The following is an 11,111-nucleotide window of genomic DNA, read 5'->3' as shown; positions in this document are numbered from 1 at the left end:
TCCTTCCCTCCCCAACAGTCTAAAGGTTGGGGAGGGAGTTTTTTAATCGAAGGGGAAATGCACTCTATAGCCAGCCCATCTTATCTGCTATTAAGGTGAGGGAGAAAGACAAAAAGAGGGAGATTATTGGGGCAATGAGCCAGATGGTAAGTAATCTCTTTACCGAAACTTGGCTAAAGACACCCCTCCACCCCATTTTAGAAACACCTAAGCCAATTATCGCTGCAGTATTCATCTGCACCAAGGAGGTAGGGATGCCCCTCGTCACCGAGGAAAGTAGCAATAAGGTAGCGGTAACAAACGAGATCAGGGTCGCCCCTAAAGGACCGAACCTCACTATTTCTTTCCCCGTCGTCTCCAATACCCGAGCTCCGAATAGAGAGCTTCCAATACCAAAACAAGGGGCAGTGATCAGGGTTGCAAGGATCATAATGAGCAAAAAATTCTCCCCGTTTAGCCCGATGTGAAGCCTGTTTGCCACCATTGAAGCTATAGGACCAGCAGCATTCGCCACATTATTGGAACCAATGGCAAAGGAGACATAGCAAGCTGCTAATATAACAACGACCCTTATAAGAGGATGTTGAGAAATTCTCCTCATTTTAATGCTATTCCTCCGCTTCAAGGGAGCATAAATAAATTTCCCTACCGATAGGGTTATCAAAAAAGAGAGCACAGGGCAGATGAACCAAGTAGGGATTATCTCCAGAAACAACTTGTGGGACTGAAGAACCTTAAAATAAATAGCAGGACCGATAAGGGCAAAAACCGTTGCTTGACTTGTCGATTGAGGTACCCTCAATAAATTCGCCATAAGAAGGGAGAAGGAAACTGAGAATAGAATTATCGTAGTCAGGGTAAGGCTCATTATTTCGCCAGGCAGAACCCCCTTACCTATGGTCAATACCACCTTTTTACCAGCAACAATGGCGCCGAAGAGAACAAATATTCCGAATAGCCCTGGGATCAACTCTCTCTTTATGATACCCGAACCATAGGCGGCGGAAAAAGCAGGAGAGGTCCCGCTACCCCCCATATTTATCGCTAAAAACATCGCTACAAGAAACGGAAGCAAGAGTATAGAAAACATCGCTGAGAACATACTACTACCTCCCTCAACCGGCTCGCAATTCCTTCAGCTCCTCCCCTACCAAGGAAAGCGCCTCCCGGAACCGATCGCTCTCCTCGCCCAAGCCGAAGCGGATATAGCCATCCATCCCCAATTGATCCCCGGGCTGAAGGAGCACCCCCTTCCTCTCCCTCACCCGGTGGGCAAGCTCAGTGGCATTGATATCGAGATCATACCGGGCAAAGGCTATCGCCCCTGCAGATGGGGGAACGAGATGGAAAAGACCATTCTCCTTGATCCACCCCTCAAGGATATCGAGGTTGCCCCTTATGATCCTCCGCGTCCTTTCAAGGATCCTCTCCCTCATTTCGGGCTCGAGTACCAGCCGGGCTAAGCGATCGCTTGGGCCGCTTATGGTGATGGTGGTATAGTCCTTATAGCTCCAGAGCTTATCGATAACCTTCTCCGGTCCCACTATCCAGCCCACCCTCAACCCGGGAAGACCATAAGCCTTAGACAGTCCAGAGACGACGATGCACTTCTCATAAGAGCCGAAGAAGGTCGGGGTGATCCTCCCATCGAGCTCTGCCCCTTGATATACCTCATCCACAATGAGCCAGGCACCCGCCCACTTAGCGAGATCGATTACCGCCCCCCGCACTTCGTCATTCAGCCGGGCACCGGTTGGGTTATTGGGATTGGTGATACAGATGAGCTTCGTCCTCTTGGTTATTGCCCTCTTGAGTTCGGAAAGATCGGGCATCCAGCGGAGTTCCTCCCTCAGGGTAAATGTCTTGACCTCCGCCCCGAACGCCCGTAAAAGGCCATAGATCTGCATAAAGTTGGGAAGCATAAAGACCGCCTCATCCCCCTGCTCGATGAGGGAAAAGATGAGGAGGAAATTCGCCTCACAAGAGCCGGTGGTAACGAGGATATTCCCCTCCCCTGCCCCGGGGTAATATCTCATAATCCTCTGCTTGAGCTCCTTCGTCCCGTTGGTCTGGATGTAACCTAACCGCAGCTTAAGGAGACGCTCAAGCTCCTCCCTGGGGACGAGCTCCTCAAAGGAAAGGGGATGAACCCCACTTTCCGAGAGATTGTAGGAGACCCGATGCTCCCACTTCGATTGCCACCGCTCCATCTCAAAGGTTTCTATCCTCATAGCGATTCTCCTTCCAAAGGATGTTCCCTTCTCTCAATCACCCATCGCTCCCGATGATGCCTTCGCTTACTCTAAGTTAGCACAAAAGATGGTGGCTCGTAAACGGTGAGAAAGCTACTTCGTTTGATATCCTCCGTTCCCTATGCTAACATTTTCCCACCAATGGAAAAAATCTAAGGGGGATAGGCGATGAAAAAGGAAACAATTTTTATCCCGGCATTGATCCTTGGCATCGTTTTTGGAGCTGCCCTTTCCCTGCCGGCGGAAAAGGATGGGGGAAAGGTCTCGCTTGGGGCGGGGAACATCCTCGCCCGGAAGGCGTTTTCGGTGAACATCCCTTCAGCTAAATTCGTCGCTGAGACCGCCTATGTCGGTACCGTCTCGGGAAGGGATGCGGAAAAGGTCTCACCCCCTTCGAAAAAACGGTGATGTGGAAGTAAGGAGGAACCCTATGAACAGCTCGCGAGCGACAAAGCTACTCTCCCTGGAGGGTAAGGTGGCGCTGATCAGCGGAGGGGCATCGGGGATCGGCTTGGGAACCGCAAAGCTACTTGGGGAGATGGGCGCCAGGATCACCATATTCGACATCGACGAGAAAAAGGGGAAGGAAGCAGTCTCCGAGATAGAGAACTTAGGAACTGAAGCAATCTTCATAAGATGCGATGTCGCTTCCGCCTCCGACTGCAAGGAAGGGGTCGAGGAAACGGTAAGAAGGTTCGGCAAGATAGACATCCTGGTGAACAATGCGGGCATAATCATAAGGAAGGATGTGGTCGATCTTTCCGAGGAGGAGTGGGACCGGGCAATCGATATCACCCTTAAGGGGGTATATCTCCTCTCCCATTATGTGATACCCCATATGGTGAGAAACGGTGGGGGAAGCATCATCAACATCGGCTCCGGCTGGTCACTTAAGGGTGGTCCCAAAGCCGCCTCTTATTGCGCTGCCAAAGGCGGGGTATTGAACCTCACCCGGGCAATGGCGATCGATCACGGACAGGACAATATCAGGGTGAACTGCGTCTGCCCTGGCGATGTGGATACCCCTCTCCTCCGGGGGGAATGCGCCCAGCTGGGTGAGGACCTCGATAAATTTATGAAGGAGGCGGGGGAAAGACCCATAAACAGGGTGGGAACGCCCGAGGACATAGCAAAGGCGATACTCTTTCTCGCAAGCGATATGTCCTCCTGGATCACCGGCTCTTTTCTCGTGGTCGATGGCGGAGGATTGGCTTAGGGAGAAACAAAAGAAAAAAGCAAACAAAACCTCCTCCGGACGGAGAACCCCTTAGTTATAAGCGGAGGAACTCCCTCACCACCTCGATCACCTTGTAAGGATCGCTGGCGATGACATTGGTTCCATAAAGCTCCATCGCTCCGATGTCAGAGGTTACCTTGAAGATGCTCCCCCTGTCCACCATCCTCACGATGTAAGGAAAGTCATCGGGGGGGACGGGGATGGCAAACGAGAGGTTGAAGCTCATCACCGAAAGGCGATCGATATAGGCGCGGAGCGTCTTAAAGATGGCTTCCCTAAAGGGTTCATCAAGGGAATCTCCGATTATCATTATCTCCTTTTCCTTAACTGGGGTGAGATGAGCCAATACCTTCACCTCCCGGTAAGAATGGGCAAGCCCAACCGCATCGTGCACCCGGTAGAGATCAGCGAAGTAATCCCCGTGGTACTCCTCTCGATATCGCCGAGCCGATTTAAAAAGTGCGGAGACCCTGGCGTAATAATCCCTGCTCATCAGCACCTGCATATGCCCGTGAACCTGGGATGCCCCTGCCCGGGGCAGCGAGTTCCACATCAGAAAGGGATAGCGGAGACGAGGATCATACTCCTCGACCTTGGCGAACCAGGAAAAAGCGGTAGCAAGGTAATCGAAGAACTCCTCTTTGGTGAACTCGAGGGGATTGTGATTGTCGAATATCACCAGCCCGTGATGGGCATCGTACTTGGCGAGGTTGGCAGCGGTGATGGAGTGCTTCCCCCTCACCCTGCCGAAGACATCCTCCGAGGTGTATTTTTCCGGATCGCAGAAATCACAACCCCTTCTCGCCTCCTCGATGAACTGGTGAAGCTTATCCTCTTCCTTCCTCCTCTTCTCCTCCCGCACCCCGGGCCTTTCCGCCCGTAGCCGGTTGAAGAGCGCCTCCTCCCCGGTGATCCTGTTCCTTATCCTCACCAACCTTTGAGACTCGATCCTCGCTACTACCTCCTCTTCGGATTCGAGGATATTCCCCGCTTCATCCCTCCTGCCAAAGTACTCCCTAACCTTCCCCCTGAATGTGGCTGGGATCTTAAGCTCCCCCCAAGCGGAGAAGAGCTCGAAGATCCTCCCGAATAGCCCTTGCTCCCTTCTCCCTAACTTAGCTACCTTCTCCTCAAGCTCGACAATGGATGTCATCTTCCCTCACCCTTCCTTTACTTTAGCACAAGGAGGGAGATCTGTAGAGATTTTTCCATTGAGCAAGAGGTGATAACAAACGTCCTTCACCTCCCTTTTACCCCATCCATCTCCATTACTTTAACCCGGGAGGGAGCAAACTAGCAGAATTCAAGGATCTTTCAAAAGGGGGATATTTGGGGGAGGCTGTAAGTTATTAATAAATAATCTGGTGCCGGGGCCGGTAGAGAATATAAGCTCAAAATATTTGAATTTCAATTATCACACAACTTGTGCTTCAATAGTATCTCAAGTATAAATGATATTGTAATCTCGTTAAGGATTTAAAAAGGGGAGAAAGATGATAATCACGCTTACCAAAATATTATCCTTAGTAGGAAGGTTGGACGACACTCCCGGAGATGATGTTCCCAGAGAAAGATTTAGACAGTTTCTTAAAGAAAATCTCAAGGAAATTGGCCAGATCAGAGATTATATTGACGAATGTCTGAGAAAAAGCGGGGATCAATATAACAAAGCTTTACAGGACCTGGTTAATTACCTGGGAGAATTTCTTGGATTTGAAGTAACCTTCGGACGATATAAGGGCGTGTATGGCGAAATAGGATATGATGGGCTTTGGAGATCTCCTACAGGATTTTACTTGGTCATCGAGGTAAAAACTACGGAAGCTTACGCAATTAAAACTACTACACTCGTTGGTTATATTAATAGTCTGATCTCACAAAAGGTCATTCCTGATTGGGATCATGCTCTCGGCCTGTATGTTATTGGGCGTCCTGACTCTGGCCTAAATCAGCTTGAAAACTCCATAATAGCCGAAAAAAGAACAAATCAGCTGAGAATCATCTCTGTCGAGTCCCTGATTTCACTGGCTGAGGCTATAAATGAATATGAGATAAGTCATGAAGATATCCTTGGCATTATTAAACCTTCAGGTCCTACTATTGACCATATCGCAGGGTTGATATCCCGACTATTGACTCGACCAGAACCTGAAATAGGCACAGAAGAAGAGGTTGGAAAAGAAAAAAAGACAAAAAAAGAGATAGAATATTGGCTCGCTCCGGTGAGAGGAGATAAAAAAAGGACAGCAGAGGAGATTATTAAGGACCTCATAGGCGAAGGAAAAGTTCATGCTATTGGTGAAAGGACCCCCGGGAGAAAACATCTAAAAGCTGGAGATTTAATCTGTTTCTATGCCTCCGGAATTGGGGTGGTTGCTCACGCTAAGATAGCTTCTACGCCCGAAAGAAAAACTCATCCTAAAATTAAACACCCAGAGCAATATCCTTGGGTGTTTCAGCTTAAAGATGTAAAGCTTTACTTTGACAATCCAGTCGTTATAGATACAGCAATGCGAATTTCGCTTGAAGCTTTTCGCGGTATCGATCCAAACAAAGCGTGGGGATGGTTTGTTACCTCAATCCGCAAGTTAAGCGAAAACGACTTTAAGCTTTTGACTCGACAAATAGACAAAGGATAACACCTTCTTAAACACTATTGCAGCCACCTTGAAGCCAAGAGAAAACTCAGCGTAAGCATTAGTGAGATTTCTATTTATCTTTTCTCGGATAAAAGGAAGTAATTCTCTTATCTTAATTAAATGATCTGGTGCCGGGGGCCGGACTCGAACCGGCACGGAGCCTAAGCCCCGAGGGATTTTAAGTCCCTTGCGTCTACCAATTCCGCCACCCCGGCAGGCTTATTCCTCTAAGAAGTTACAAACAAACCGATTGCAAAAAACAAAGAACTTTCTGCCAAATGACTAAAAATACCACTTAAAAACTTCCACCGCCCTCTGCAGATCCCTCATCCCTACCAACTCTAATAGATCACCCTCCTTTATAGCACCGGGGACACCCTTTGTCAAGAAGGGGGAACTACAAGGAGGAAGGAAGAAAACCCACGACTGCCCAACCGTCCATTGGAGAAGAAGGCAAAAAATTGGAGGCGGCGCTCGGAATCGAACCGAGGTATAGAGGTTTTGCAGACCTCCGCCTTACCACTTGGCTACGCCGCCTCAAAAAGTTTGGAGCGGGAAACGGGATTCGAACCCGCGACATCAACCTTGGCAAGGTTGCGCTCTACCCCTGAGCTATTCCCGCTCCGCCGAATTTAAATATATAACACCCCTCTTTCCCCTGTCAAGCCCGTTTTTAACCCGGGAAAGAGGATCAAATCTACTAAAAAGCGTCCTTGATCAGGTTGATCTCCACCTTTCCTCGTTCCGGCGAGTAGATGGCGACCACATCGAACCGACAGGGGATATCGGAAAAACCCTTACTCCCAAGATACCCTTCAGCCATCCTCCTGATCCGCTCTCGCTTCCAGGGAGGAATCGCCTCCTCGGGAAGACCCTTTTTATCCGACCTTCTCGCCTTCACCTCGATGAAACAGAGCACCTCCCCATCATAGGCGATGATATCTATCTCCCCGAACCGAGTCCGATACCCTCGCTCCACGATCCGATACCCCTTCTTCCTGAGGAAAGATGAGGCGAGCTCCTCACCCCTCTTCCCGAAGAGATGGGGGTTCGCCTTCCTCTTGAGCTTCGCTATCAGGTGCGAGAGAAAGCCTCGCAATTTATCCTTTCTCCACCTCGGTGAGCGCCTCCTCGAATATGGAAAGCGCCCTCTCCGCCTGCTCCTTATCCACCACCAACGGGGGCGAGAACCTAAGCCCGTTCGGACCACAGGCGAGGACCAAAAGTCCCTTCTCAAACGCCTTATAGACCACCTTGTTCCGCTCCTCCGGAGCTTTCTCCTTGGTTTCCTTGTCCTTCACCATCTCCACAGCGATCATCAGCCCCTTGCCCCGCACATCGCCGATGAGACGATGCCGATCCTTCATCTTGGTGAGCTCCTCAAGGATATAACCGCCAACCTTCGCCGCATTCTCGATGTACTTCTCCTTAAGCAGTTTGATGGTGGCAAGGGCGGCAGCGCAGGAGACCGGGTTTCCACCGAAGGTCGAGGCATGGGAGCCGGGCACCCAGGCATCCATTATCTCCCTCCGGGAGACCATTATCCCAAGCGGCATCCCCGAGGCGATACCTTTGGCAACGGTGATGATATCGGGCTCTACGCCGAAATGCTCGATGGCGAACATCTTGCCCGTCCTCCCCATCCCCGCCTGAACTTCGTCGGAGACGAAGAGGATGCCGTACTTCTTCGCTATTTGATGCAGTCTCTTGATGAACTTATCCGGCGGGACAATATAGCCCCCTTCTCCCTGGATTGGCTCAACCACTATCGCTGCCACCTCCTCCGGCGGTACCTCCTTCTCGAAGATGTAGTCCTCGAGGAACTTGACGCACTCAAGATCGCAAGATTTAACCTCCTTGCCGAAGGGACAACGGTAGCAGTAGGCATAGGGGCTGTGAACCACCGAAGGAAGAAGCGGGGAGAAGAACTTCCGCTGAACGCTCTTGCTCGCGGTGAGGGAGAGGGCACCAAAGGTCCGCCCGTGAAACGCTCCATAAAAGGCGATGTAGATGGGACGCTTGGTGTAGTAGCGGGCAAGCTTCATCGCTGCCTCTATTGCCTCGGCACCGGAATTACCGAAGAAGCTCTTACACTCACCGGATATCGGGGCGATCTCGTTCATCTTCTCCGCCAGATCCACCTGCGGCTCGTAGTAGAAGTCGGTCCCCGACATATGGATGAGCGCCTCTGCCTGTTTCTTCACCGCAGATACCACCTCAGGATGGGAATGGCCGGTGGCACAGACCGCTATCCCGGCGGTGAAGTCGAGGAACCGGTTGCCATCCACATCCTCAACAACCGCCCCCGTACCCTTCTTCGCCACCATAGGATAAGAGCGGGTATAAGACTTGGAGATGAACCGCCCATCCCGCTCGATAACCTCCTTCGCTCGGGGACCGGGAAGCTTCGTCTTTATCTCGGGAAACTTATCAGAAGACATAATTACACCTCCTTGTAATTAAGCCCGATAAAAGCTCATACATCCAACCAATCAATCCCGGAGGGATTTCCGCCGCCAGCGGGTGCCGTACTTGGTATCCTCAAGCACGATACCCTTCTCGAGGAGCCTTGCCCTTATCTCGTCGGCAAGCTTATAGTTCCTCGCCCGCCTCGCCTCGTTCCTCTCCCTGATGAGCCTCAAAAGCTCATCGGGAAGCTCCTCCGGCTCCTCGATCACTCCGAGGACACGGTTCCAATTGCGGAAAAGGGAGAGGATCTTCCCCCTCTCCCCTTCTTAAACCGCTCCGCTATCGAGGGCGGTGTTCGCCTCCTTTATCAGTTCGAAAAGGGCAGCGAGTGCCCCGGAGATATTGAGATCATCATCGAGCTCGGCGGTGAACTTCTCCTCTGCCCGGCTGATCGCCTTCTCGAGAGCTCCGTTTCCCGAGGAGGTAAAGGACGAGCTTGCCAACCTGTCAAGAAAATCGTTTATCCGTTCTACCGTGGTTTCTGCATTCCTGAGCCCCTCGAAGGTGAAATTTAAAGGCTTGCGGTAATGAGTGGCAAGAAGGAGATACCTGATCGCTACCGGGTCGTACCCCTTCTCAAGGAGATCGCGGAGGGTGTAGAAGTTCCCCTTCGACTTGCTCATCTTCTCCCCCTCGACGACGAGGTGCTGACAATGGAGCCAGTAGCGGACAAACGGTTTCCCTGTTGCTGCCTCGCTCTGGGCTATCTCGTTCTCGTGATGGGGGAAGATGTTATCCACCCCGCCGGTGTGGATATCAAAGGTCTCCCCGAGGTAACGCATACTCATCGCCGAGCACTCGATATGCCAACCCGGTCTCCCCTCACCCCAGGGGGAATCCCAATAAGGCTCTCCCTCCTTCCTCGCCTTCCATAGAGCGAAGTCGCGAACATCGTCTTTGGTGTACTCATCCGCATCCACCCTGCTTCCAACTTCAAGCGATTCCGGATCGAGCTTGGAGAGCTTCCCATAGTCGGGGAAGGTATCTATCTTAAAATAAACGGACCCCTCCTTGATGTAGGCGTGTCCCTTCTCGATCAATCTCTCGATGAGCCTCTTCATATCCTCTATGTGCTCGGTAGCCCGAGGGTAATACTCTGCCCGTTCGATGCGGAGGGCGTTGATGTCCTCGAAGAACGCCTCGATGTAGCGGGAGGCAAAGGTGAAGATATCCTCCCCTGCCTCGTTCGCCCGGCGGATGATCTTATCGTCAATGTCGGTGATGTTCATCACCTGGATTACCCGAAAGCCACGGAATTTTAGGTGGCGCCTGAGAAGGTCTTCAAAGATGTACGCCCGGAAGTTTCCGATGTGGGCGTAATCGTAAACCGTGGGACCACAGGTATACATCCGTACCTCGCCCTCAGATAAGGGATGAAACTCCTCGATCCTTCCCGTCAATGTATTGAAAAAACGGAGCATAGAACACCCCCCTTTATCTCGATAGCTAACTAATATAACACGGAAAGAGGGGTTAAATCCAGCCCATTCGCCGATTGACCGGGCTTTATCCTTGTGGTTTAATGATGAGGGGGAAAAGAAAATGGCTACCTGCTTCTTTTGTGGCTACAAATTCCCTGATGATTACCTCCCGAGCAGGGAGGATCTCTGCCCCAACTGCTCTTCTGCTGTCCATTGCTGTTTGAACTGCGAGTTCTACGACGAGAGCGCCCACAATAAATGCCGGGAGCCGGCTTCCGACTGGGTCGCCGATCGGGAGGGAGCCAACTTCTGCACCTTCTTTAAGCTAAGGAAAGAAGATATAAAACGGGGAAACGAGAAAAGCGCCGAGGCAAAATCTCAGTGGGAAAAGCTCTTCGGGGAAAGCGAGGAGAAGTAATCCCTTGCCCGGGAGACATCATCCTCTATCTGTCTTTTGAGCTGTTCTTCGTCATCAAACCTCCTCACTGGGCGGAGCCTTTTAAGGAAATGGACCCTGATCCTCTCTCCATATAGTTCCCCGTTGAAATCGAGCAGGTGAACCTCAACCCTCCGCTCCTTCACCCCGAAGGTGGCAGGAGGACCAATATTGGTGAGGCTGTAAAGCTTTTCCCCTTTATAGCTTACCAAGGTGATATAGACACCATCACCGGGGATGAGCTCATTTTCCGGCTTCAGGTTAGCGGTGGGAAAGCTGAGTCTTGCTCCCCTTCTTTCCCCTGGAATAACCTTCCCATCAATGAAATAGTTTCGTCCAAGGAAGCACGCTGCCTCATCCACCTTCCCCGCCACGATCCTCTCTCTGATACTACTGCTTGAGACGATCTCTCCCCCTACTATGACCTCATCGACCACCACCACCTCGAAGCGGTGCTCCTCGGATAGCTCCTTAAGGAGGGAGGAATCACCTCCCCTTCCCTTCCCCAAGCCAAAATATCGGCTCAGGTAGATCGCCTTCATCCCGATCCCGTAAATGAGATGGGTGAGGACGAAATCCCGGGCAGGGGTGGCAGCAACCCGCTCATCGAAGGGAAGGAAGACGAGGATATCCGCACCGAGCTTCCCGATCAACTCC

The 11,111-nt window shown here is 51.3% G+C and carries 10 protein-coding genes, 3 tRNA genes and 1 pseudogene; 4 read left to right on the top strand and 10 right to left on the bottom strand.

Going from position 1 to position 11,111, the window contains the following annotated elements; translation table 11 throughout:
* Positions 1-64: 64 nt before the first annotated feature.
* On the bottom strand, positions 65-1,102 hold the full coding sequence (locus J7L64_02835) for an anion permease (protein MCD6451288.1): 1,038 nt from the start codon (positions 1,100-1,102) through the stop codon (positions 65-67).
* Between the two features lie 13 nt (positions 1,103-1,115).
* On the bottom strand, positions 1,116-2,231 hold the full coding sequence (locus J7L64_02830) for an aminotransferase class I/II-fold pyridoxal phosphate-dependent enzyme (protein MCD6451287.1): 1,116 nt from the start codon (positions 2,229-2,231) through the stop codon (positions 1,116-1,118).
* A gap of 189 nt (positions 2,232-2,420) precedes the next feature.
* On the opposite strand from J7L64_02830, the gene J7L64_02825 reads away from it, so the two are divergent.
* On the top strand, positions 2,421-2,660 hold the full coding sequence (locus tag J7L64_02825) for a hypothetical protein (protein MCD6451286.1): 240 nt from the start codon (positions 2,421-2,423) through the stop codon (positions 2,658-2,660).
* Between the two features lie 22 nt (positions 2,661-2,682).
* Positions 2,683-3,468: an SDR family oxidoreductase gene (locus tag J7L64_02820; protein ID MCD6451285.1), complete on the top strand. Its 786-nt coding sequence runs from the start codon at positions 2,683-2,685 to the stop codon at positions 3,466-3,468.
* Positions 3,469-3,523: 55 nt separating this feature from the next.
* Here the strand turns inward: J7L64_02820 and J7L64_02815 are convergent, their stop codons facing one another.
* Positions 3,524-4,642, bottom strand: coding sequence for a hypothetical protein (locus tag J7L64_02815; GenBank protein MCD6451284.1), 1,119 nt, complete (start codon positions 4,640-4,642; stop codon positions 3,524-3,526).
* A 343-nt stretch (positions 4,643-4,985) separates the two neighbouring features.
* On the opposite strand from J7L64_02815, the gene J7L64_02810 reads away from it, so the two are divergent.
* Positions 4,986-6,128, top strand: a complete 1,143-nt coding sequence (locus J7L64_02810; protein ID MCD6451283.1) for an EVE domain-containing protein — start codon at positions 4,986-4,988, stop codon at positions 6,126-6,128.
* Between the two features lie 126 nt (positions 6,129-6,254).
* Here J7L64_02810 and J7L64_02805 read toward each other — a convergent pair.
* The 6 genes and pseudogenes from J7L64_02805 to cysS all read right to left on the bottom strand — a co-directional run bounded on the left by J7L64_02805 (position 6,255) and on the right by cysS (position 10,018).
* Positions 6,255-6,343: transfer RNA gene (locus J7L64_02805), tRNA-Leu, on the bottom strand.
* A 247-nt stretch (positions 6,344-6,590) separates the two neighbouring features.
* Positions 6,591-6,665 (bottom strand) — tRNA-Cys (locus J7L64_02800).
* Positions 6,666-6,675: 10 nt separating this feature from the next.
* Positions 6,676-6,750 (bottom strand) — tRNA-Gly (locus tag J7L64_02795).
* Positions 6,751-6,828: 78 nt separating this feature from the next.
* Positions 6,829-7,203 carry a YraN family protein gene (locus tag J7L64_02790; protein ID MCD6451282.1) on the bottom strand — a complete coding sequence of 125 codons (375 nt, stop codon included), beginning with the start codon at positions 7,201-7,203 and terminating at the stop codon, positions 6,829-6,831.
* Between the two features lie 25 nt (positions 7,204-7,228).
* On the bottom strand, positions 7,229-8,569 hold the full coding sequence (locus J7L64_02785; protein ID MCD6451281.1) for an acetyl ornithine aminotransferase family protein: 1,341 nt from the start codon (positions 8,567-8,569) through the stop codon (positions 7,229-7,231).
* Positions 8,570-8,620: 51 nt separating this feature from the next.
* Positions 8,621-10,018: pseudogene (cysS, locus tag J7L64_02780) on the bottom strand (cysteine--tRNA ligase).
* A 121-nt stretch (positions 10,019-10,139) separates the two neighbouring features.
* On the opposite strand from cysS, the gene J7L64_02775 reads away from it, so the two are divergent.
* Positions 10,140-10,436, top strand: coding sequence for a hypothetical protein (locus tag J7L64_02775; GenBank protein MCD6451280.1), 297 nt, complete (start codon positions 10,140-10,142; stop codon positions 10,434-10,436).
* Here J7L64_02775 and J7L64_02770 read toward each other — a convergent pair.
* Positions 10,397-11,111 (bottom strand): riboflavin biosynthesis protein RibF (locus J7L64_02770; protein ID MCD6451279.1); only part of this gene is annotated, 715 nt, incomplete at its 5' end. The genes J7L64_02775 and J7L64_02770 overlap by 40 nt on opposite strands.

The organism is Acidobacteriota bacterium (assembly GCA_021161905.1).
Lineage (GTDB): Bacteria > Acidobacteriota > B3-B38 > Guanabaribacteriales > JAGGZT01 > JAGGZT01.
This window is presented reverse-complemented; position numbering and strand designations above follow the sequence as displayed.

Excerpts from the sequence above, each read along its gene's own strand:
- J7L64_02830 (MCD6451287.1), bottom strand. The coding sequence starts at position 2,231 with ATGAGGATAGAAACCTTTGAGATGGAGCGGTGGCAATCGAAGTGGGAG.
- J7L64_02785 (MCD6451281.1), bottom strand. The coding sequence starts at position 8,569 with ATGTCTTCTGATAAGTTTCCCGAGATAAAGACGAAGCTTCCCGGTCCC.
- J7L64_02835 (MCD6451288.1), bottom strand. The coding sequence starts at position 1,102 with ATGTTCTCAGCGATGTTTTCTATACTCTTGCTTCCGTTTCTTGTAGCG.
- J7L64_02815 (MCD6451284.1), bottom strand. The coding sequence starts at position 4,642 with ATGACATCCATTGTCGAGCTTGAGGAGAAGGTAGCTAAGTTAGGGAGA.
- J7L64_02775 (MCD6451280.1), top strand. The coding sequence starts at position 10,140 with ATGGCTACCTGCTTCTTTTGTGGCTACAAATTCCCTGATGATTACCTC.
- J7L64_02820 (MCD6451285.1), top strand. The coding sequence starts at position 2,683 with ATGAACAGCTCGCGAGCGACAAAGCTACTCTCCCTGGAGGGTAAGGTG.
- J7L64_02825 (MCD6451286.1), top strand. The coding sequence starts at position 2,421 with ATGAAAAAGGAAACAATTTTTATCCCGGCATTGATCCTTGGCATCGTT.